Annotated in this window: 18 protein-coding genes and 1 pseudogene; 12 read left to right on the top strand and 7 right to left on the bottom strand. The window is 41.4% G+C overall.

Annotated features, from left to right (window positions below; all coding sequences use genetic code 11):
- Positions 1 to 90: 90 nt before the first annotated feature.
- From V7K76_RS26855 to V7K76_RS26865, 3 genes are all read left to right on the top strand, one after another.
- Positions 91 to 303: a helix-turn-helix domain-containing protein gene (locus V7K76_RS26855; protein ID WP_190734108.1), complete on the top strand. Its 213-nt coding sequence runs from the start codon at positions 91 to 93 to the stop codon at positions 301 to 303.
- Positions 304 to 431: 128 nt separating this feature from the next.
- Positions 432 to 689 (top strand): helix-turn-helix domain-containing protein, encoded by a 258-nt coding sequence (locus V7K76_RS26860; protein ID WP_229555133.1) that lies wholly within the window; start codon positions 432 to 434, stop codon positions 687 to 689.
- Positions 690 to 834: 145 nt separating this feature from the next.
- Positions 835 to 1,830, top strand: a complete 996-nt coding sequence (locus V7K76_RS26865) for a hypothetical protein (protein ID WP_334953945.1) — start codon at positions 835 to 837, stop codon at positions 1,828 to 1,830.
- Positions 1,831 to 2,071: 241 nt separating this feature from the next.
- Here V7K76_RS26865 and V7K76_RS26870 read toward each other — a convergent pair whose 3' ends face one another.
- A complete protein-coding gene (locus V7K76_RS26870; RefSeq protein ID WP_335030219.1) occupies positions 2,072 to 2,293 on the bottom strand; it encodes a hypothetical protein in 222 nt (73 codons plus the stop codon).
- Between the two features lie 364 nt (positions 2,294 to 2,657).
- On the opposite strand from V7K76_RS26870, the gene V7K76_RS26875 reads away from it, so the two are divergent.
- The 4 genes and pseudogenes from V7K76_RS26875 (at position 2,658) to ybaK (ending at position 5,035) form a co-directional block, all read left to right on the top strand.
- Entirely contained in the window at positions 2,658 to 3,134 is a 477-nt protein-coding gene (locus V7K76_RS26875) for a GNAT family N-acetyltransferase (protein ID WP_334953944.1), read from the top strand.
- A gap of 10 nt (positions 3,135 to 3,144) precedes the next feature.
- Positions 3,145 to 3,484 (top strand): annotated as a pseudogene (locus V7K76_RS34685) (hypothetical protein); the annotation flags it as partial.
- A 394-nt stretch (positions 3,485 to 3,878) separates the two neighbouring features.
- The gene (arr, locus tag V7K76_RS34690) at positions 3,879 to 4,349 is read left to right on the top strand and encodes an NAD(+)--rifampin ADP-ribosyltransferase (protein ID WP_442936795.1); all 471 of its coding nucleotides are present in this window, start codon (positions 3,879 to 3,881) and stop codon (positions 4,347 to 4,349) included.
- Positions 4,350 to 4,564: 215 nt separating this feature from the next.
- Entirely contained in the window at positions 4,565 to 5,035 is a 471-nt protein-coding gene (gene ybaK / locus V7K76_RS26890; protein ID WP_335030223.1) for a Cys-tRNA(Pro) deacylase, read from the top strand.
- 26 nt (positions 5,036 to 5,061) lie between these two features.
- Here ybaK and V7K76_RS26895 read toward each other — a convergent pair whose 3' ends face one another.
- The 4 genes from V7K76_RS26895 to V7K76_RS26910 all read right to left on the bottom strand — a co-directional run bounded on the left by V7K76_RS26895 (position 5,062) and on the right by V7K76_RS26910 (position 19,438).
- Positions 5,062 to 10,410 carry a DEAD/DEAH box helicase gene (locus V7K76_RS26895; protein WP_335030224.1) on the bottom strand — a complete coding sequence of 1,783 codons (5,349 nt, stop codon included), beginning with the start codon at positions 10,408 to 10,410 and terminating at the stop codon, positions 5,062 to 5,064.
- Positions 10,411 to 10,441: 31 nt separating this feature from the next.
- Positions 10,442 to 12,550, bottom strand: a complete 2,109-nt coding sequence (locus tag V7K76_RS26900) for a 3'-5' exonuclease (RefSeq protein ID WP_335030225.1) — start codon at positions 12,548 to 12,550, stop codon at positions 10,442 to 10,444.
- Between the two features lie 55 nt (positions 12,551 to 12,605).
- Positions 12,606 to 16,526 carry an Eco57I restriction-modification methylase domain-containing protein gene (locus V7K76_RS26905; protein WP_335030226.1) on the bottom strand — a complete coding sequence of 1,307 codons (3,921 nt, stop codon included), beginning with the start codon at positions 16,524 to 16,526 and terminating at the stop codon, positions 12,606 to 12,608.
- Positions 16,527 to 16,591: 65 nt separating this feature from the next.
- Positions 16,592 to 19,438, bottom strand: a complete 2,847-nt coding sequence (locus V7K76_RS26910) for a helicase-related protein (RefSeq protein ID WP_335030227.1) — start codon at positions 19,436 to 19,438, stop codon at positions 16,592 to 16,594.
- Positions 19,439 to 19,583: 145 nt separating this feature from the next.
- Here V7K76_RS26910 and V7K76_RS26915 point away from each other — a divergent pair, with 145 nt between their 5' ends.
- The 3 genes from V7K76_RS26915 to V7K76_RS26925 all read left to right on the top strand — a co-directional run bounded on the left by V7K76_RS26915 (position 19,584) and on the right by V7K76_RS26925 (position 21,541).
- A complete protein-coding gene (locus V7K76_RS26915) occupies positions 19,584 to 19,775 on the top strand; it encodes a hypothetical protein (protein ID WP_335030228.1) in 192 nt (63 codons plus the stop codon).
- A gap of 272 nt (positions 19,776 to 20,047) precedes the next feature.
- Entirely contained in the window at positions 20,048 to 20,218 is a 171-nt protein-coding gene (locus V7K76_RS26920) for a CopG family transcriptional regulator (RefSeq protein WP_442936796.1), read from the top strand.
- Between the two features lie 300 nt (positions 20,219 to 20,518).
- Entirely contained in the window at positions 20,519 to 21,541 is a 1,023-nt protein-coding gene (locus V7K76_RS26925; RefSeq protein WP_335030230.1) for an HNH endonuclease, read from the top strand.
- Between the two features lie 322 nt (positions 21,542 to 21,863).
- Here the strand turns inward: V7K76_RS26925 and V7K76_RS26930 are convergent, their stop codons facing one another.
- A complete protein-coding gene (locus V7K76_RS26930) occupies positions 21,864 to 22,058 on the bottom strand; it encodes a hypothetical protein (RefSeq protein ID WP_335030231.1) in 195 nt (64 codons plus the stop codon).
- 34 nt (positions 22,059 to 22,092) lie between these two features.
- Positions 22,093 to 22,344: a hypothetical protein gene (locus V7K76_RS26935; protein WP_335030232.1), complete on the bottom strand. Its 252-nt coding sequence runs from the start codon at positions 22,342 to 22,344 to the stop codon at positions 22,093 to 22,095.
- A 148-nt stretch (positions 22,345 to 22,492) separates the two neighbouring features.
- On the opposite strand from V7K76_RS26935, the gene V7K76_RS26940 reads away from it, so the two are divergent.
- Positions 22,493 to 23,077 (top strand): hypothetical protein, encoded by a 585-nt coding sequence (locus V7K76_RS26940; RefSeq protein WP_335030233.1) that lies wholly within the window; start codon positions 22,493 to 22,495, stop codon positions 23,075 to 23,077.
- A gap of 179 nt (positions 23,078 to 23,256) precedes the next feature.
- Positions 23,257 to 23,439, top strand: coding sequence for a hypothetical protein (locus tag V7K76_RS26945; protein ID WP_335030234.1), 183 nt, complete (start codon positions 23,257 to 23,259; stop codon positions 23,437 to 23,439).
- Positions 23,440 to 23,466: the final 27 nt, after the last annotated feature.

Here is a 23,466-nt window from a genome sequence, read left to right on the forward strand (position 1 = left end):
TTGACATATCGGTTAGTAGCAGCTAATCTAGGTTTAGATTCCATCCGTTAAAGGGTAATTTTAAAGATGCAGTGCAGCGCATTATTCCCAATGACGATTAAGTGGAACTTGGCCTATCTCATGCTTGAACGTGATATTAAAACTGGAGAACTGGCAGAAATTACAGGACTTCATCCAAACACAATTTCAAAGCTAAAGGCATACCGTGATATGCCCAAGAGACTGGATAGGGAAACACTTAATCAACTTTGTAAAGCACTCAACTGTAATCCAGGCGATTTATTGAAGTTCGAGCCAGATTAAAATATGCAAAGCCTAGCAATACCTACTTAGACTAGGCAAACACCAGATAACCACATTTGAAAGCTGACTAGATTTGTGCCACTGTCACAGTAAGCATTGGGGCAAACACAAGGAGGTGTAAGTTAGATATGGTGATACCAATAGAAGAATCAATGCCGATCAAGTGGCGCTTGGCTGTATTAATGGCTGATAGAGAAATCGACTATAAAAAGCTTGCCCAGATGACAGGGTTGCATCCTGTAACCGTCAGCAAACACAAAAATATTCGGGTGATGCCAGAGAGACTAGACAGAGACACGCTAGAAAAATACTGCAAAGCTCTTAATTGCCAGCCCGGTGATTTGTTAGCTTATGTGTCAGACAAATCAAAAGACCAAACATCGTAACGTATTGCTTTTGACAGGCATTTACTAACTAATAGGTCGAAAGTATTTTTCCTCTAAAGTCTGAACCATTTTATGAAAACTCTATTTTTAAAATTGATTTGCAATCGACTTTAAGTAATGCCACTGAACCAAAAGAGGTGGAAAAATGACTAAACCACCTCGTAAGCGCAACAAAGCCACCTCCGCTGCATCCAGTGACAGCACATTACCAGATGACCAAGACCTTGAGGATATCTTCCTTGAGGAAAACCCAGCTTCAGCAACAATTACAGTTACTGCCGTTGAGGTCGAGGAATTAAGCGAGGCAGAACAGCGCGATCGCCTACATCTAGAGCGCCGTGTAGAAAGAGCGTTTTTTGAGGCAGGTAAGGCACTGGCACAATTGCGCGAGCGCAGATTGTACCGCTCGACCCACAAGACGTTTGAGGAATATTGCCGTTCTCGGTTTGCCTATACTCACCGCCATGTAAATTATTTAATAGCTGCTTCAAATGTAGTTGACAACATAATAATGGGAACCAATGGTTCCCAAAATGAGATACCGGATGAAATGGGAACCAATGGTTCCCAAAACGAGATATCGGATGAAATGGGAACCAATGGTTCCCAAATTTTGCCTACAACCGAACGCCAAGTTCGACCACTGACTAAGCTAGAACCATCGCAACAGCAAGAAGTATGGCGGCAAGCGGTGGAGCAGGCAGGGGGAAAAGTGCCGCCAGCCAGAATTGTCAAAGATGTGGTGCAGCGCATCATGGAAAGGACGAAAGTACCAAACACATACCAAATTGGCGAAGTCTGCCAAATTCTTGCTAAGGACAATCCCGAACTGAGAGGCAAAGGTGGCTGTTGGGGTATCGTTAACCATGTGGGCGAATTCAGCTGCACTGTAAAACTCTGGGATGGCGAGTACGCTGTTGGGTTGCAGCACCTGAAGTCTTACGATTACTTGCCTGCCGAGTGTGAGCAGATGCGGTTGGTGTGCGATCGCATTAATCGAGTGTATTCGAGTTCACTGGAGGAGACAGTCAAAAGTCTGTTGCAGTTATTGGGAAAGGTAAATCGGCCTTATCTTACTGTGGTGGAAGAGAAATTGTTGAGTGTTTTGGAATCTGAATATGGCAGAGAGATAATACCCTAAACAATTTTGGCAATTTGGCATTCAATGTCTTTGGGTTGCAGTTTCAATGGAGTTAGCAACGCAACGGCACAGTGAAGAAGTTGTACGAGGGAAAAGATAAAACTTCCCGCTTCTTGACATCCAGCTATGCCAGTTGTTTAGTTGAGTGCTGTAAAACCCCTCTACATGATTCATACAGCGCTCAACAGAGTTCAGTTCCCACTCTACAACTGGCTAGAAATTAACAAAACTCAATAGAATCTCAGAAGATGTAGATAATTGGCATTTCTCTAAGAGCGATGGCATTAGTAAATTGCGGAACCGCGAAAACTTGGAAGAAGCTGCCCATGTTCTGCTGAAGTACTTGTGTGACTTGAAGAAGATTTTGGACATGTTGTCCACTTTTACCTTCCAAAAATGGATGTCCAAGTTTACCTTCCAAGAACGTCAAAAAAATAGCATAAAGGAAAACTAAACTGCTCAAACTCTATGCCTGTATGCAAGATAAAGGTTTTGGTAATAGCGATACTTACTGCGGCAAGCGATCGCAAAGCTTGTGAAAAATCCTACAAGTTAGGCAATAAGTTGGACAGGAGCCGTATTCAAGCGGATTTGTGTCCATTTTCTTCTTCCATTTCTGTTATTCTGTCCATTTTCTTTTTCCAAAAGAGCGATCGCTTGCTTAATGCCTTAACGAAGTTATAGGTATTTCAGCTTGCAACTTGTCCAATTTCTTCTTTCAAACCTGTCCAAAATCTTCTTCAAGTCACAACTTGGGGGAGTTGAAGCGGCCGTATTTGATAATGTGAAAGAGAAGCTTTTGAGCGTGATGCAGGAATATGGGGTTAATGAAGGAAATAAGCCGATTGCAAATTCGTGAAGATGATTTGACAGGTAAAAATATTGCTAACCTTCTGAGGGAACATCTCGAAAATATGCATGAGATTACCCCGCCCGAAAGCGTTCATGCTCTTGATATAGAGGCATTGCGTTCGCCTGATATTACTTTTTGGACGGCTTGGGATGGCGAAGAACTGCTTGGATGCGGGGCATTGAAAGAACTAGATTCAAGAAGCGGTGAAATTAAATCAATGCGTACCGTCAAGGCTCACCGACGTAGGGGTGTCGCCTCAAAGATTCTGGAACAGATTATTAAAGAAGCCCAACGGCGTGGTTACGATTGCTTGAATTTAGAAACAGGGGTAATTCCAGAATTTGCTTCAGCACGAGCCTTGTATACACGGTATGGGTTTGAGTACCGAGGCCCCTTTGGTGAATACATTGATGACCCGAACAGCGTATTTATGACGAAAAAGCTTGCTTGATTGGTTAATAACAATCACCGTTACTGCTGTTGAAATTCCAGAGTTAACCGAGCAAGAAATTAGCGATAAGCCTGACGGCATGGCTACGCTTACCGCTTGCACCTGGAGCGAAAGGTAGAACGGGCGTTTTTTGAGGCGGGAAAGGCACTTATGGAGTTACGCGTTCGTCCTTGACGTTGCCGGAGGCAGTAGAGGAAGCGGGTAGTAAAGTCCCAAGTGGTAGAATCGTCAAAGACATTGTGCAGCGCATAATGGAGCGAAGCAGAGTACCAAACACCTACCACTTGGGCGAAGTATGCCAAGTTTTAGCTAAGGACAACCCTGAACTCAGGGGTAAGGGTGGGTGTTGGTGTGAGGTAAAGGTTATTTGCAGCCGCTCAAGCGAACCGTTAGCAGTAGTTACGATGCACTTCAACAGACTAAGGACAAGCAACTAAATCGAAATTACAATCATTATGAGACAAAGTAATCATGGAATTCAACCCAAACAACAATGTTGTTAAACTCTGTCTTCAAGGTATGGGCATGGAAGAAAAAGGCAAACCAGAAGAAGCAAGTAAACTGTTTCTTCAAGCCTGGAACGAAGCGACACACGACTTTGAAAAATTTATTTCAGCCCATTATGTAGCTCGATATCAGAAAAATATTTCTGACAAATTAAAATGGCTCGAAACGGCTTTGCAGTTTGCATTAAAAATAAATAACAACACTGTTAAGAGTGCAATACCTTCTCTATATTCAAACATTGCCAAATGCTATGAGGACTTAAGCGACCCTGACAAGGCAAGAAAGAATTATGAATTAGCAACTTCGTTTAAGGATAAACCTTCTGACAAAGGCCCCTTTTATCATGGAACGAAAGCAGATTTGCAGGTTGGCGATTTGCTGACAGCAGGAGGCAGTTCTAATTACAAACTTGAACTCAAAATGAATCACATTTATTTCACAGCCCTTGTCAATGGGGCGGGACTAGCTGCTGCATTAGCAAAAGGCGATAACCGTGAACGTGTTTATATCGTTGAAGCAACAGGGGAGTTTGAAAATGACCCGAATGTTACAGACAAAAAATTTCCGGGCAATCCGACACGCTCATATCGCTCCCAAGCACCATTAAAAATCGTTGGCGAAGTCACAGATTGGGTGAGACAAACACCTGAAGAACTCCAAAAATGGCGTGAAAAGTTGGCCAATAACAAAGGAGAAATTATTAATTAATTTCTAAGATTCCCACATCCTGCTCACCGATTGAAATCAACGGCCTTATTTAACGGCTGTCGAAGAGAAATTGTTGACGCTTCTAGAGTCTGAGTACAGGATTGGTTAAGCCTCTGAACAATTATGCTATTGAATAGAGAATTTCTATAAAGCAAGGATATATTTTTACAAGCTTGAGAAACTAAGATATTAAAGCTTAAAATAACGAAAAGTTGATGAAAACTAATGCTGCTCGACTACTTGATAAACTAGGTATTGCATACCAAATCCTCAGCTATGAAGTAGATCCTGATGATTTGGCAGCTCTTAGTACAGCGCACAAAGTTGGTCTTCCGCCAGAGCAAGTTTTTAAGACTTTACTAGTCAGAGGTGACACAACAGGTATCTGTTTTGCTGTTGTGCCAGGAAATGCTCAGTTAGACTTGAAAGCTTTGGCACGGATTTCAGGAAACCGCAAAGTTGAGACGGTTGCCCTGAAGGAAGTTCAGCCACTAACAGGATACATCCGTGGGGGTGTGACAGCTTTAGCTAGCAAAAAAGACTATCCCGTTTATCTTGATGAAACGGCAACTCTATTTGAGCAGATTACTGTTTCTGGTGGAATGCGAGGAATGCTGCTTCTGCTATCGCCAGATGATTATTTACGTGCCGTCAGTGGCACTTTGGGAGCAATTGTACAAAATTAGGGGTCAGTGGATAGATTTGTTCTAGATTATAAACTTGCTAAAACAAGCAATTCAGTTTGCCAACCTTCATTATGGCTCAGAGTAAGAACAGTATAACCAGTCTCGTACCTAAGATTATCGCGCTCAATTTTATCTTGCTTGCGCTGATCGGGGCTATCATGAACTGAACCGTCACAAAAAACAGCGATCGCCTCCTCCTCATAAACAAAATCTGGTTTACAGTTTGCCTCTGGAATAAATTTCTGAGCAGCATCGGGTAATTTATACCCCCGTTGATAAATTTCCTGCAAAACCACACCCTCAAAATCAGAGTTAGGGTCTGTCTGTTCCAGCAATTTTTGATATTGCTGATCGCGAGAAAGCCCTTTGACTTGAGTAATAACGCTACTCTCCAGTAAGAGGTCAAGCCAAGGTTTGATTAGGTGACGATTTATCAGTGCATGGTCAAATTGATTGCGGTAAGAGAGCAAGCATTCATAGCAAGCTTGAATACAACTGTCTTTAGGTTGTGTAAAATGACAAATGTCGAAAGCTGCATCAGCAATTTTTCTAAATGCCTCTGGTTTTTCTAATAGCTGAGAGAGTACACCTGCACCACCTTCAGCAGCTTCCCAGAACAGTAAATACTTGCCTTCACCTAGTCGTTCGGAGTCGAGTTCATCAGCTTCTAATTTGTAGACGGCTTGAATTGCAGTTTCCAAAGTGTATTGCAGGGTGGCAATAAAAGCTTCTCTGTCCTCCACAGGAACATTTAATGGCTCAACAATCAAGATATTGCAAGTATCATCAACCATTAAATTCACTTCGGTATGCAAGCTATCGGGTGTCTGTTGAGCCTGTGGATTTTTATGGTCGCCCCATACACCCGTTGTTGGATTGAGCTTAAATCCTCGTTCTTCTCTATTCTTCTTCAGTCCTCGATTAATTCGCCAAATGGTAGCTGTAGCTCCATAGGTTAACTTGAACAGTGGCGTACCGTCAGCAGCTTGAACAATAGCTGATTCCCGCTTTTGACTAGCGTAGCGGAAATGTGTGGTGATGTTGTAGCCGTACTTGAGCCGTTCTTCTTCATCGCAGGTAATGCGTTCTCGCCGACGAGCGATCGCAGTTTCCATTGGTAGTACACGAGTCAATTTGGCTACATTGCCATGAGCATCAGGTTTAATTTCTGCACCGCAGTTTTCACAAGTGTCACGAAAATCGCCGTCGTGGTAATACCCGCAGTTAGCGCAGACACTCACCCGTTTATACTCGCCTTCAATGCCACCAACAGGAACTTTTGTTTTGGCCACCATGAATTTACTACCTTCGTAGTAAAGGATATTATTGGGAGCAAATTCCCGTAATGCCATTGAGCGGGGGCGAGAAATAAATTCACCACCTTCACCAGCCGGAATAAATGCTCGGACTGGCAGACGGGGGAAGTTGAACCCTGGTAAAAACCCTTCGGCAGCAAAGTAACGATAGGGATAAAATTCAAACTGGGAATTACTCTTGCCTTGGCTGTGTCCTACGAGTAAATCAATTTGTCGTTGTGCTTCTCGTGCCTGTGCTTCCGCATTGTTACGTTCTTCCTGGGCAACATCACCTCTAGCAAAACGGTCAATAGTGCGACGGGCAGATTCTAACTGCTTAACTGACTCTATATATAAATCTCGCCAACGCTTACAGGCACGGTCAAAAGCATTCAGAGCATTTTCGATGGTATTCTGTAACCAATTTACAGAATACCAAGAAGCTTTTTGCAGATCCTCTTGGCAGAAAAAGTCTGAGAAGATAGACTGAGCGGCTTGCAGACATTGGGTTAATTTGGCTTGGCTCAGGGTAAGTTGTTGGCGAATGCTGTCTTTGAGGGGATAGTTTTCTAATTCCAAATCCAAGATTTTATTCATGGAATCTTCCAAGTAAACCCCAGTATGTGCTAACCAAATCGAGTAAACATGAGATTTAATTAAATCCTGGTTGGCTAATTCTAGTTTTGGTGGAGCAACTACCCCAGCAACCATTTGATTTTGGCGCTTGAAAAAGTATTGATCGTGACCACTCCCAATAGAAGCATAAGTAATTACTAAAGCTTGCTGTCCGCTTCTACCAGCGCGACCACTACGTTGAGCGTAATTAGCAGGGCTAGGAGGAACGTTTCGGAGATGGACAACGCTAAGGTCGGAAATGTCGATGCCTAATTCCATTGTCGGAGAACAAAACAATGCAGCTAATTGTCCTTGACGGAATTTTTCTTCTCGTTCTTGACGGTCTTTGTTACTTACCTGTCCGGTATGTTCTCGCCCTTCCATTGTTTGGATTTGCAAGGCATTGGTTTGGTAAAAACCTTGGAAAAACTGGTTAACTGAAATATTGGGTTTATCGTTACCCTGCAAGCGACGCGATGTTAAGGGATCGGTAGGGATTTCCTTGAGGTTGGTTGCTTTCCATAGTAGTGAGTCTATGCGTAGCTGTACCTCAGATTTTTCTTGCACTAGGTAGCCAGCATCACATAAAGCATCAATTAGAGTAGTGATTAAGCTGTTGAACTCTACATCTGTTAAAAGTTGGCTGCGGAGTGACCATGTATTTGGCGATCGCAAAAATCGTCCAATTTTACTTCTAGTAGTAAGTTTGACTTTCGCTTTTTCATTACCACCAGTGCTAATAGTTGCCCAAGTTGCTAAGTATAAATATTCGTTTTCATCGAATACCCAAGGTTCTTTAAGAGCTTGAATGACTTCGCTTTTGAGTGAATCTTTCTGGTTTGGTTGTAAAAGTTTGGCATCAATTGCTAATTCTCGCCTCAGATGGTTGAGGAATGCTTGGGTAATGATAAAACGTTCTTGTGGAGTGGCTTGTAGTAAAAGAGAATGGCGGTGTTTTTGCCAAAGGTTGTTGTCAGCACAGGCTTCTTGGAGTCCGTCATACTCAATTATCAACAGTCCGCACTGTTCAAGGTTGGGTTGAACGATGCGCCACCCCCGGCGCAAGTCTTCGTAAAGGCGATATTCAATTAGTTTGCGAAAGGCTTCCTCATTGCGACGCTTCCCAACACCAAACTCTGCTGCTTGCTTGGCATAGTCGTTTTGAGTAATTCCCATGTACTGGACGACAACGTTGGCTAATTCGCTGTGGGTGAGTTGTCCTTTGGCTTGAATTGCGCCTAAAAGTGCAGCCCGCAAGAAGCTGGTTTGGACAAAATCATTGAAATGCCCCGCTTGTAAAGACGCATCTTGACGGTTATCGGTAAAACTGAGAATTTTGGCAGCTTTGGCTTTATCCCCTGTGAAGACTTGCTTGAGGCGGCTGGTGGTAGAAAGACAAAGTAGAGTTGTAGCGGTACTGCGTCCTTCACTGCTTAGGCGAGAGAGTTTAGCAAATTCGTTGCGCTTTTTGTCATGGAGTACGCCGCAGTTCAGACAGGTCAGAAATGGTTTAGGAATAAACCAACAAGTGGTTCCTTGCAACAGGGAGGATGTAACTTTACCATTGGATAGAATTTGGAGTTTGCGAGGAATAAACCGTGCAAAGTCTTTTTTGGCAACCCGTCCTTTCTTTTTGGTTTCACTAAACCAAGAGTCAGGAAGTCTATCTTCATCGCTTGTATCCCACAGTTCTGGTTCATCGAGGGTAAGATAACCTTCGGTAATATCTGCATCATCAGGACTAATATCTAATGCAGTGGGCAATTGAGGTAGGATGATGTGCTTATCGGCATCGTAGCGCACGACGTAGTAATCCTGTCCGCATTCCCGACAAAAAACGAGGGGATAAAGCAAGCGCTTGTCGGTGGTTGTATATTGACCTTCAAGGGTTAAATGGCGTTTGTCTCGATTCTCAATAGTGGCGTAAACGCTTCCTCCTTGGGAAATAAACTGATGTAGGCGAAAGGCAAGTCCATTAGTTTTGCTACCCCAAAGGAACATCTGTTTGAGGACTGTTAAACAAATTTCCTCTAGAAGCTGGGTTTGTTCGGCAAGTTTGTTTGCACCTGTTTCTAAGCTGATGGGTTGACGGCGGACAAGATACCCTTCTCTTTCTTCTAAACCGAAATTCATCTCGATCCAGTAGCTCAGGGAATGGTTTCGGAATTCTGTTGGTGTTTGTTCTAACTCGGTTGGTAAACCTGCCAAGATTCCTTGACATAGTTGTTCAATAGTAGGTTCAGCACGTTGGATAGAACGTTCTAGGGTTTCATCAATGACATTAGCGGGTTTGATTTCCACGCCAAATAACTTACTAGCGACATCTGCCACAACCTGACGGCGTTGTTCGCGGGAACCGACCGTTGACATGGTGGCACTTGTGCCAATGCAGAGTAATTCGTCATTACTCTTGCTACGTTGACGAAGTTTGCGGATCAATATGGCAACGTCTGCACCTTGTCGTCCGCGATAGGTATGTAATTCATCCAGTACTAGGAATTTTAAATTGGGAGACTCTACCAGTTTATTTTCGTGAGTACGTGAGAGCATTAACTCTAGCATCACGTAGTTGGTGAGTAAAATATGGGGTGGATTGTTTTGAATTTCGGTTTTCTTGGTTAAACTTTCTTGCCCAGTGTATTTTTCAACACGAATGTGAGTATTCGGAACTTGGCGTAGAAATTTGTCGAGTTCTTCTTTTTGTGAGTTAATTAAGGCATTCATGGGATAAACCAATATTGCCCTGACTCCTGAAATTTCAGGATGACGCATTAAATCATCAAAGATCGGCACGACGTAAGTCATGCTTTTACCCGAACCTGTGCCTGTAGTAACAACGTAGGGTTCTTGGCGTTGTGCAGTTTCAAATGCTTGCTTTTGGTGGTGATGGAAAGTAAAGGGTGTGCCGTCTTTTTTGTAGAAATATTTCTCGCAGTCTGGATGAAGGGTTCGCTGTTGTACTAATTCTTTGACTGTCGCACCCTTTTTATAGCTGGGATTGAGTTGGACTAAGGGATCAGTCCAGAGTTGCCCCTTGTCTAATTCTGCGTCTACAAATTCTTTGACTTTGCGATCGCGGATTTTGAGGAAGCTTTCTATATAGCGGCGGTAATCGCCTATTACTTCGTTGCGGAAGTTAAAAATATCAAGATCGTTAGTATTGGCTAATTGGTCATTTGCAATTGAGTATTGAGGCTGAGTCCGTCCTACACGCTGGTCGATGTAATTTGAAACTTGGTTGGCAAAGGTATCTGTAAATGTAACGGGATCAAAAACTTCGCCTAATTGTAAGAAGTCCCAATCTTGAGGAATTTTACTAAAAATTAAATCAAGTTTTTCAGGCGGAACTGTCTCAACATTTGTACAGTCAACTATTGCTTTTCCTTGACCGATAATATCACTAATAGTTGAGATAAAAGCTTCTGGCTGCTCTAATAATTCTTGTAGTTTTACAGGTAATTTCATAATTAGTAATTATAAATCTATAGTTTATGTATTAATTTTGAACTGGAACGATTTGCCAATAAGCATTATTTAAAGCTTGAACAAATTGAGAAGGAGAAATAGCAGAGCCACAGACCATTAAGGCACGCATAGCGCGAGAAGAAGCAACATAAAACAAACGTTTTTGTTCATTGATCATGATGTTGGATTCATCTATAGGAATTTGAAGGTTTATATGTGGTAATTGTCCTGCTTTCAATCCAACAACCACAACAGCAGGAAACTCTAAACCTTTCGCAGAATGTAAGGTCAAAACTTTTATATAGGGTGCTTTTAGATTGATTTCCTTACCTGAAACAAAAATTGCTTTGAGTCCCAGCTCAGTAAGTTTTTCAGCATATAACTTTCCGGCTTGATTGCTGGGACACAGTACAGCACTACCGTGGAGAGGAAAACGAAATTTTTTAGCTGCGGTAATGAAAAAATCCTTGATAGCTTGGATTTCTTGTTCAGTATTATCAATTAGTAATAGAGATGGTAAATCTCCTTGATGGTTTGATGGCTCTTGATATAAACATTCAGAATCTCCTGCTTCCGTACCTTCAAGAATATTGATACAGGCGGTAATAATTTGCTGGGTGTTACGATAATTACGTTTAAGAACAAGGGTTCGTCCAGCCACTTTTAAATCAGAGTGAATTTGTTTCCAACTAAAACCTCGCTGATAAAGCGATTGGGAAGCATCAGCAGTTAAGTAAACTCCAGACAAGTCGGGTACTAATCCCAAAAGAAAGCGTAAGGAAACAGGTGATAAGTCTTGAGCTTCATCAATCACTATTGCTTGATAAGGTTTTTGTGAAAGTTGGTTAACTACTCCCAATGCTTGTAAACGCATTTGTTCTGTAGTTATATACCCTTTAGCTGCCATCAGCGATCGCCAAGTTTGGTAAACTGTCCAGATTGCTTCTCGGATGTTGGCTTTTAAAGCTACTCCTCGACCGTGGCGCTCCAAATTCTGGTATTCTTCCAAGCTTGGAATACCCCAAGCTTGAATTACGTTCTGAATTTCTTGGAGTAAATAAGGAAGTCCTAAATTTTCTAGAGTTTGTCGGCGTACTCGCTGATCAAAAATATTGCTGGCAGGAATTTCTGTAGTGGCAAGGGCTGATTGTAAACAGCCTAAGCATTGTTGCTGTGTAGCAAATACAGGTTTGTCGTAGCTTTTGATGTAGTAGTCATAAATTAGAGAATCAACTGTAATAACTTCTACACCTAAATTTTGAGGAGATTGTCCCAACAGTTGTTCTAAAAGTTGTTGGGAGTAAGTAACGAGAGCATTGGTATAAGTCGTGAATACAATTGAGCGATATCCTTGCTGTAATAATTTTTGCACTCGATAAAGAGCTAAGGTGGATTTACCTGTCCCTGGGCCACCTTTGACAAGAATAGGCCCACTTCCACCGAAATCACAGAGTTTTTCTTGCTCAGGATCTAACTTGAGAAGAAAAGCACTCAAGTCACCTGTAAAAAATCGATCTAAATCTTCAGTTCCTTTGAGAATATATTGTGGCTGTTTCTCAATTTCTTCAATGGGCCGCGGGAAGAGATTATCAAGTATCCGACTAATCAGTTTATCTGGGATTGGTAATTCCAGAATTGCTTCTGAATGATCTACTTTGAGAATATCTGTCCAGTATTGTTGAGGAATTTGCCACTGTTGTAGTAGTGACGTAGTTAGTTCAACGGGTAAAGCAGTGGTGATTTGGCAAGATCCAGGGGAATTAAAAGACGATGAGAAAAATACCGGATCTTTTTCAACAACAGTCTCTTGTTCCTCGTTTTCTTGCAACCCTACATCTTCTTGAGGTGGTGTTGTGGGTATTTGAAATTGTGGAATTTCTATTTCATAGGTACGTTCATCTCGCTTACGCACACTCAAAAGTTTTACCCACCCTTGACCAAAGCTGTAAAATACGCGATAGTCTCCTACGCGAATACGATAAGTATTGTTTTGATAACCCTTGAGTTTTTTGGCATCTCCTCCAGCTGAAATGGGATCTTTTTCTAAAACTTTGACAGATTTAGTAACCTTTCTACTGATATTCTGAGGTAAATTTAATAGTTCATTAAGGAAAGTGTCGGTAACTGATAATGTCCACATCGTTTTAGCTCATAATCCGTAATTTTTTATTCTTTTTTTTTTAGAAAATCAGGAATTATCTAAACATTCTATCCCATGCCTCCAAAACTAATCTTTGTGTGCGATATTCACCAAACTGCTTCATTTCGTTATTCTTCAAAACACGGAATGTTTCGCTAGGGAAGTCTGCGCCATAGATATCAGCAGGGTCTAGGATATATCGCAGTTCATCACGAGTGAGTCCGTAGAGTTTGGCGTAATATGCGTCTAATTCTGCTCTTAAGAATGCGCGTCTGTTGGGATTCCAGATAAAGGGTTCGCCATCGTATCCCATATCTTTGGCGAAGGGTTGCATATCGCAGGCGGTGTAAACTAATTCGAGTACGCGAGTGCTGATAAATTCGATATCTTTTAAAGTATATGTTTCTGGAGGAAGAACGGGAAGTTGATTTATAACTCCATAGGTTAGAGATGGTTGGCTAATTTTATTTCGACAAACGAAATCTAATACAATTGCATTAAAGTTAGCTATTAGTAAGGTAAATTTAAGAAGTTTCTCTGGTGAAAATATCAAGTAAAGTCCATAAGTCACAGCAGTTTTTGGAACTATACTACCTATAATAGTACGTTCATCTGTATTTCGAGTTACTCTACGGATTCCAAAAAACCAATTTTGATTCCATTCTCTATTTTCTAATCTTTTATTGACTTCCAATATCGGAACCCAATACTGAGTTTTAGCAATAGCATTAGCATTAGCATTTCTATCAATATTTTTATATTCATTTATATAAGAATCATAAGTTGAATACAAATGGTTGTAAATATGAACCATCCTTCCTTCGTATACAGGTACATAAACTTGACTATTATTTATATATTTATATTCTTTCAATTTAAAATCTGACGATAATAATTGTTCCTCTGTTCGGAATAAGTTGGCATCATTAGATACATGAAACATAGCCATAAATGAAGTTTTCCAAGGTTTTTCATATTTATTCTCATTCTCCAAAACAGAAAAACGCTGATAAATTTTCTTGGTAAGTTCAGCATCATGACTAGTTCTAAAAATTGGACAGGTAAGAGTGTTAGGATTAATTAAAGCAATATCTTGAGGTGAAAGCTGAAATAGACGAGTTTGATTGTCTAATTGTTTAGTTTGAGTCAGGAAGAAGGCAAAATTTCCTCGTTTGATTGGTTTACCACTCATAGCCAATAGAGAAAATTTATAACTTCGGTGTACCGCAGTAAATAAAGCTTCTCTATTCTCAAAATCATACAGACTTGCTAAAGCTTGTTTCTGCGTCAAATCCCCAAAAAACTTTTTACAAGTGTCATCAGTTGCGATTCCAGTAGGAACAATCACCCCAACTCTTCCATCAGATGAAATCAACTTTCTCGTAGTCTCAGCGAAAACAGCATAAGTATTGATGTCTCCCACCGCAGTTAAAGGAAATCTACCCGACTCCCGAATAAATTTTCCTTGTGCCTCAGCATCATGCTTGGCATCTTCAAATGCTTGTGCTAACTCTGGATTTTTCTTAGGTAATTCCTTAATTAACTTCTCCCGTGCTGCCTTATTTACAGCGTTAGCAATTTCCGCACTTTGAGAAGCAAAAAATTCTTTTTCTTGTAATTTAATCCGTTCCCAAGGTGGATTACCCAACACACAATCAAATCCACCTTGTTCAAATACTTCAGGAAACTCTAAACACCAGTGAAAAAAGTGCTTTTCTTCAGATAAATTATTCGCTGCATCTACAATCTTATTTAATTCGTCGTTCGTAATTCGTAATTCGTAATTATCCTCTGATTTACGAATTTTTTCGGCTTTTTCACGCTTTAAACGGTTTAATGCTTCAGTTGTCGGTAGTAACTGCAAATGATGCTCAGTTAGTGACATAAAAAACGCTGCCGTCCATAAATTGCAAGCAGAATATTTCAACCACCAACTAGATTCTTGTAGATTCTCTTTATATTGCTTTTGCTTATCTTTAACTTGTTGTGGCGTGGTTTCAGGAATTACCCCCAACTGTCGCCACATTTCTGCATAATCTACACTATTATTTTCTAACTTCTCACCAATTGATAGTTGTCCTGTTTTCTCTCGTTCGTTTTTATTCCGTTTTTTAAGCTGTGTAGATAGTTTTTTATCATCACCTGTTACTGGCTTAAACGCTTCATCAGGGATTCCTTCATTTAAACAATTCAAATCCATCACTCCCACAAGGGAATTACCACACTTAATTCTGTGTTCTAAAAAGTTAAGAGGGAAGCCGCGATAAAAACCTTCAATCCATAAGGCTACTTTGCACAAATCAACAGCTAAAGGGTTTAAATCTACCCCATAAATACAATTTTGAATAACATCTCGAATTGCTAACTTTAAAGGTTCACTACCTGGTTCAGCTTCCCTAGTGCGGATTTTAGCTAATTCCTTTCCTAACCGACGTGCTGCGGCTAAGAGAAAATGGCCGTAACCACAGGCGGGGTCTACAATTTTGAGGTCAAGAAGTGCTTTTTCTAATTCGTAATTGCTTTCTGCGTTCCGAAGGTTTTCTTTTGTACTACGAAGTTTTTCTTCAATTACAGGTTCTAAAGCTGTTTTTATCAATTGTCCTACTAACTGCGCTGGCGTATAGTAAGAACCAGTAGTTTTCCTCTCACTACCAAATACTAATTTGAATTCGTAATTTTTAGGAGATATTTCTGGGTGAAAATCAAGCAGACTTTCATATACGCTCCCCAATTCTTCGACATCTAAGGCAGTATAATTTACCCGTCGTAATTGCCCCTTATCTTGATATAACGATAACTCCCGAATCGCTACTAGCAAGTCGTGATTATCAATAGCACAATCATCTAAAGCGGGTAGAGTGTACGAACCAAATAAATCGCCATTTAATGGTGATAATCCTAAATATTTTCCCCGCCAATTTTCATCAAACAGCAAAAATGTAACCCGCAAACCCTGCCATAAATCTTGAAAGCCTTCCCGCCGCCAATGGGGACGCTCGGCTAACTCTCGCAGTCGCTCAATGCTGTAATATTCTCGGTAGATTCGGGCTTTCTCTACATCATCTCCAATTAATAAATTACGGGACTCTGCCACCATCAAAAACAGCAGGCGATAAATCAACCGCAACAGTTGGCGATAAAAAACTAATTCGTAATTATTAGAGAATTTTTGGCGGAGGTGTTCGTTTTGCGGATGTTGTAAAAAACCAGTGCCTAGCTGTATTAGTGCTTTTTCTACCCCATCTCGGAGTCTGTCGCGTACCCGTCCCCCCTGTTGCAGTGCTTCTTGGTGGTAATATTCCAACAAGCACTTATCCGCATCATCCATACCTTCAGGTAAGCGGGAACGGTGAAACAAACGATAAAATAACCCAAATTCGGCAAAGTTCTCGCCACTGAGAATCTGCTCTAAGTCAAATTCGATATAAGTAAGACGAGTCATCAAGGAAGAGTCACGCAGTAACCGCCAGCGATAACCATTGGTTGCAATCGCCCACAGATGCTCTGTCTTGTTAAGATATTCCTGCACCAGCGCGTGTGCTGATAACCTGGGTGTGCCACTGGGAGGACGTTTATCGATTTCTAGCCGACAACCAATAATGTGGATAGGTGGCTTATTTTCTCCTGGTTCGGCACGGTGAGAAATCGCATAGGTTTGTCCTTCTACCACTTCGGCTGTTGCAGTGTATACAGGTTCATAACCTAGACTTTGCAGTAATGGCACTGTCCAAAGTTCACGGGTAATGGTAGTAGCCGAGTTATTTTCATTGAGCCTTGCCAATGCCCGTTGAAATGCTGCCCAGTATGCTTTAGCATCGCCCCAGGCAGTAGCAATTTCATCTGCTAGCTTGTCAGTTTTGTTAAAACCAAAGTCTTCTGGCAATTGTCCTTTGATTCTGCCTTCTAGCATTTGGGCAGTCATATCTGGAGCTAGTAAATTTCCTTCGATTTGAAGCGCAGTTAATGTAGTTTTCATATTTGGAGAATTAAAAATAAAAAATTAATAGCTGGTGACAGCGCAGTTGCGGCACAACCAGCCTTTTACTTACGTCCGGGTTGGAGGATGAAAATACCGAGAATATCCATCGGCAATTGGGGGGTGACGCGGATTCGACCTTCTTGGGTCATTGTTCTGACGCGTCTATGGCTTTGTAAGAGTTCTTCTGCTCTTTCTCTGGCAAACTTTTCCAAATCTGGCTGGAGTTCTTCTAGCCTTTGGAGTAACTCACTAATTTCTACCTGCTTGATAGCTTTAGTAACATCGCTGACTGGCTTCGCTTGTTGCAGTAGTGATGTTGCTTCCAACTGCGTCAACCAGCAAGGGCTAGAGGGCGAACCTGTAAAGCCAATAACCGCGCATTCTTCCGCTAGTAGAGATGTAGTATTTCGCGTTTCTATACTACGTTTAGAACTGTCTAACAAATGCCGTAACCTTACCAGCAGCAAAGTAGTGCGTTTTTGTACCGCATTAGTTGTAGTAAAGCCGCATCTTGCTGCGATCGGTTCTGTAGTATGGGAGAGTGCATCTTCTAAGATGTACCGTGCCAAGCCTTCCACTAAAGGGTGATTTCGACCTACGTATTCCACGCCCTCTGGTGTTGGGGTGGTAAAAGAGAGTAAACGCGACTTATCCCCTAAAGTTGACTTGAGGAAATCCGGTGGTTGGGAAAGTAACCATCCCTGCTTTTTCTTAATTAAAGAACAAGATATGCGATCGCAGGCCGACAAGACAAACCGCTCTACATCCTGCTCATTCCCTAAAATCTGGTCAGAGTCAATTAATTCCTGTTCTACTTGCTCAGGCTTAATGGCACGTTGAGCAAAGCGAGTCCGATTGGTTTTTTCACGTTCTACTGCCTTGTCCCAATTCTTATGAACTTTATCAACCGCAGATTCTTCTTGAAACTCAAACAGCGATAACTGGATAACCTCACTAGTACGTTCAAATAGGGATTTGAATACTGCTTCTGCTACAGTAGTACTTTCCATTGGTACGGGAACAGTAATCCCTAAAGACTTGTGAATCTGCACAGCTTTGCGAATCAGAACATCCAAAACTGCACCATCAACAGGATTATCTCGACCATAAAGCAAGCAGGCTTTCACCTTAGTTGCTGTTTGGCCGTAGCGGTCGATACGTCCTTCGCGCTGTTCTAACCGGTTAGGATTCCAGGGTAAATCGTAGTGAATTACTGCACTGAAGTGCGTTTGCAAATTTACCCCTTCACTCAAACAGTCTGTAGCAACTAGGACTCTTTGGGGATAAGATTTTAACTCTTCTAGTCGAGTTTCCCGCTCATCTTCAGAAAGTTCTCCAGTAATCGCAATTACACGGATCTGACTACCTTTCTTCTCTAATTTCTGCCTGAGAGCATCAGCTACATAGTTTGCCGTAGCAATATAACGACACCAGACAATCGGGTTCATCTGGTCTTTGAGCAGAGATTCTACCGTAGCAATGCACGATTGGAGCTTTTGGTCTTTGCTACCTTGTAACTTCTCTGCGGCTTGTACAAAAGCTTTAAGTTTACGTTTGTCTGCATCTTTGTAACTCTGCTGTCCCTGTTCTATAACCAAAGTTGGCGAAGCATCAACTGCTTGTTCTTGCTCTGTGGGATCGTGGACATAAGAACTCATCAAATCTTCGTCTAAATCAGCCAGTAAGCGTTCGCCTGATTTACTAACTTGGCGATTTAATGTAGCGATCGCAGCCGCAGGCGAAGACATAACACAGCGAATCAAAGCCAAAGCCGACCAGTATCTTCCCCGACGTTGAGCATGACTCATGTCCGCCGTAGTCGTTTTCACTAGACCACGGGCAAAATCATAAACTTCATCAAATAGTTCTTTGTACTCTTTCGATAACTTATATGATTCCTCGCTTGACTCTCGTTCAGGAAAAGGAGTTTCATTCCCTAGCCAAAGCTTGACATCTGCCCGTCTGCGCTGAACAAAATGATTGGCTAAGTGGTCACGTTGTTTGTCAGTTAAGCTATTGAGATTGAAATGCTCAAACTCCGGCTTCAGCAAACCTAAAAGTGAGAGAAAAGATTCTTCAATCCCACTGTGAGGAGTAGCTGTAAGTAACAGTAAATGCTGTTCTTGTTTTTGAGCAATTTCTGTAATTAGCTGGTGTCGCTGCTGCTGGGATGTAGTAGTTTTATTTGGACGGGCGCAAGTATGTGCTTCATCCACAATTACTAAGTCAGGGCAGTGAGTTATAAAACTAGCACGACGACGATCTGCTTTGGCATAGTCCAAGCTAACAATCAGGTGGCGATAATAACTAAAAACACTGTCATTATTAGGTATGTTCCGCTCTAATTTGGAAGCTGTGCCAGAACGTACTACCACCGCATCAATATGAAACTTTTCACTTAATTCCTGCTGCCACTGATCGCACAAGTGTGGTGGACACAGTACTGCAATTCGCTTCACCTCACCTCGGTCTAGCAATTCACGAGCTATCAATCCAGCTTCGATGGTCTTACCAATACCCACGTCATCAGCTACAAGCAGTTTTACTGTCTCTAACTTTAGTGCCATCAATAAAGGAACTAACTGGTAAGGACGGGGACGCAATGACAATCGTCCTAAACAACGAAAAGGCCCTGCACCGCTACGGAGTAAAAGACGTGCAGCATCCATAAGCAAAAGTGCGGCTGCATGGTCTTGTACGCTATTAGCTTGAGGAAGAGGAAATGTGGCTAATTGAATGTTCTCTAGCTTTTCTTCTAAAAGCTTTTGATAAATTCCAGCTATTTCATCTTCATTGCCAGAGAGCGGTCGTAAGCGAATAACATCCTGATTTTCTGAAGGCAGTACCACCCATTGCCGGCTACGACAACTGACTATGGAACCAGGTGAATGATTCACGGTTTGTGCCATTGTTAGCTCATATTAGTATTGAAAATTTGGTAGCCGATTAATTAGTAAAATTAGTAGTAATTACTGAATTAATACTTCTGAGCAAGCAAGTAAGATGCTCAAAGGTCTTTTCTGTTTTAATGTAGACTTAAGGACAATGTAACTAGTGGTATTACGTAAACAAGCTGCTTTATTAAGAAATTTTTTTAAGGAAAAACAAGCGATAATTGATGTGATCCCAGTCACAGAGAATTTTCCAAAAGCTACCCAAAGCCGATTTGATACTGACGTTGCATTTACACCAATTGCGATCGTTTTAAAGGTTGCGCCAAAATTCACTCGAAAACTTAGATGTTAGAAAAGCTATTGCTATGGGAAAAATTGAAATAAGACTCTATGTATTTACACTGAATGCTTAATTACAGAAAAACTTTTAGCTTATGTTCTACTCATAATTGTTGCCTTTAAATTACTTAATCTTCATCACTTAAACTAAATTTAAACTCTTCACTACGGCTTTACACTTATTAGTGTTTACTTTACAGCTTCTTGAGGCTAATATCATTACTTTTATCATTGTGATAACAGTTTGAATGATTGATATTAGAGAAGTAGTTTTAATTTGAGTTGATTAAATCAGTGAATAAGAAATGGGCAACTAAACGACTCACAATTAATCTGGCATCAGGGGAGGCAGAAAGATTAGAAAAATACTGTTCAATCACAGGACGACCAGCAACCGATGTGATTCGAGAGTTGATTCGCTCTTTGCCAACCGAAGAAACACCAAATACAAATTGAACCGCTTGATAAGTAACACTCACTTTTTTGTTCAACTCAAGCACACAATACCAAAGCAAAAAACTGCTTCAGGTAATGCTGATTGCTGTATCAATAAAAAATCTACCTAAATGGGTAACAAAACAGCTAAACTAACTTTATAGTTCCATTTTTAACTTACCAAAGAGTAAAGCTATAAATTACTTAGTATCTCTTTAAATATTCCCTTGGAAATTCATGATTAATGCTGATGTGGTTCTTAGCTTTGAGGGGAGAAGCTGAACTAAATACAAAATCATCAAAACAACAGTTTACTAAAACATGGATTTCATCAACCAAGCACGAAATTTGGCAGATACGCTCAAAGATAAAGCGCAAGAAGCAGCAAATAATACAGCAAAGGGGATAGAAGAAGTAGTTGATGGAATCAAGAATACTACTATAGAAATTACCACCTCAAGTATTAATGCAATTACTGATTTACCTGCAACAGCACAGCAGGGTTTTCAAGCAGTACAAAATGTCAGTAAAGCATTTGAAACAACTGCTATTGGTGTGAGTACTTCGAGTCTGTCCATAGCCGAAGCATTGCAAAAGCTGCCTTCGACTGCGGCGGAATTAGCCGTAGAAATGCCCAAGATTGCCAATAGATTCAGGTATCGTGCTGGTCTAAGAGTAGGAGATTTGCCTCGCTCTGACGCAGATGTGATGAAGCTTTTTGAGAAAATTCCTGGAACATCAAAGCTAGGAGCTAACGAACGGACTATTCGTGAATTCTTGAGCGATAAGCATGGTAGCCATATCATTCCCCGCTCTCAAGGTGGCTCAAATGGTGCTGACAACATCCTGTGGGAAGTAGGTGTTGATAATCTGCGTCGTGGTGCCAAGGTTATGACTGTTGGGGAGCAATTTTATATTCGGGTTTACAATGCCGTAGATTCTATTGTCAGCAATTCTGGAACAATTGCTAAGTTGGGGATCACTGCTACAGTCACCGCTATTCTTACCCAAGTTATAGTCACAGCGATTTCATACTCCTTGGATCTTTATCGGGGCGATATTACTGTTGAAGAGTATAAAAATTTAATTGTAGAAGCGGCAAAGGCAGCAGGTATTGCGACACCGATTGTTTTTCTGATCTTAGTGGCTGTATTGGCGTTATTTCCAGAATTTACAGTTGTATTATCTGCACCAGTCGTTATTGCAGGTTTCAATGCCTTATTTGGCATGAGTATTGCGATGCCGATAGTACAATCGCTACTCCGTCATGCTCAAGCTGGTGGTTTTGGCGCGGAAACTGCTGATGCTTGCAGAAATACGCTTGGTGGTTCTGCACCTGCTTGAAATCTGCGACAAATTTTAACTGGAGTGCTGGTTTGAGCTTCAAGGCTAGTTTCGTTTCTCTTGACAGCTAATCATACGTAAATAACTGAACATTGTTACAATCTCTACATTTACGCGCCCGTAGTTTTTCCCCTTCCCCCCACCCTGCCCCATCAGCACGGAAATACACCCACTGACTTACTGATTCTCCAACGGTACGACCCCAAACAAAATTTTGTGAACCGCAGATAAGACATGGCGTTTCTTGTGGGCTGAGGTTTTTGTGATTCGGTTGATTGTTCATGAGCTTCTCCCGATAAATTCTGAGTGCAATCTTCAGCAGCTATTGGGCCAAAGTGCGTAGGCGTAGCCCGCCGTAGGCATCGCGATCGCTTGAGATTGAATTACCGATTTTTCCCAACTGAGTGATAATTTTATTTCCAGCAATCATCACTGTAAAAGACTTTCTGTTGTCCGTTGGGTAAAAATCTCGCGCACCATCCGTTTCTAACACGCCATCTGTGAACAGCAAATACAAAACAGACAGACCACTAGAGTTCTAGAAAATATAGTTAATTGGTAGGTAAATTGTATGGTTTACGCAGTGGTGGTTCTCCTCCAGTCATAAGAGTAACTGAATCTTCAGCTTCTTCACCTACAGACCACCACCCGGCTACGATTGTTTTATCAGTCTGCGCCAATAGTTGCAGCTTGGGCAAAGTCTCCTTGATTTCTAAGGCACCGGAAGCAAACCCTAGTCTTTCAAGTGTCTCGATCTCACCTACTGCTTCTGGAAATTGATTTTTGACTTCTTGAAGATTCATAGATTGGGGTAAAAATAGCGTCGCCCACACTAGGGGCTTATTGGTTGAAAGTATTACTATTCATCTTAATTTGTCAATGGCTGTAACCAATAAATTCAACTATGCTGAATTTATTAGGCTACTAGTGTAGATTCCACAGGAGATAGCTTTGTTCAATATCAACTTTTCTTTTTGTATCTGGTTAAAACAGCGTTATAAAGTCATTGGAGTTTTATTGCTTGCTATGTCCATTACAGCTTGCAATAACTCTGCTAGATCACAACTAGCATCTGCCAATCGCCCAACGCTGGCAAATCTTTCGGACACCTCTAATCCATCTTCTCCACCCACCTCTAGCACACAAAATCCTGTAAAAAACCAGTCCCAAGAACAACAAGCAGTCCAACTCATTCATGATTATTACGATGCCATCGCTCGCCAAGACTATAAACAAGCTTACTTGGCTTGGGATGGAGATGGTAGTGCCAGTAAGCAATCATTTGAGGAATTTCAGCAGGGTTTTGCTAACATCGTATCCATTGTTGAAGAAGTCGGAAAACCGGGTTCTTTAGAAGGGGCAGCAGGTTCGCTATATATTGAAATTCCCGTTACTGTTACGGCTGTTAATAGCAATGGAACTCCACAGCGTTTTCGTGGTAGCTATAAGCTGCGACGAGTCAATAACGTTCCTGGCTCAACTCCAAAGCAACGTAGATGGCATATCTACTCGGACAATATTTCTCTTGAGCAGTAATTGGTTCTAGAAAAATCCTGAATCAGCCTGAATGCTCTGTTACTTCCTTTGAAACGTCAACTCTCCCTAGTCAAAATCAGATTAAATATTTTGCATAAATAAGTTTACTTGTTTCTACGCTCAAACTCAGAAGCATCAAAACCCTGGTAATAGGTGATGTCAGATAGAGAAAAAGCATTATGAAAGTAAGATTATTAGCGTTGGTACTGATCGGACTATGCGAAAAAATTTTGGAAGTGATCGCACGTTGTTTAGCGGATCTGACAAAATCGCACAGATCCGGTGGGGAAGATACAGCAGCAACTAATGCAGCTTGTGACTTGAAGAGTCTTTCGCTACATCACACACCCTATACCCCATAACCTGTTTGCGATTAATTCAACTACCTA

The sequence above is a fragment of the Nostoc sp. genome (assembly GCF_036917975.1).
Lineage (GTDB): Bacteria > Cyanobacteriota > Cyanobacteriia > Cyanobacteriales > Nostocaceae > Nostoc.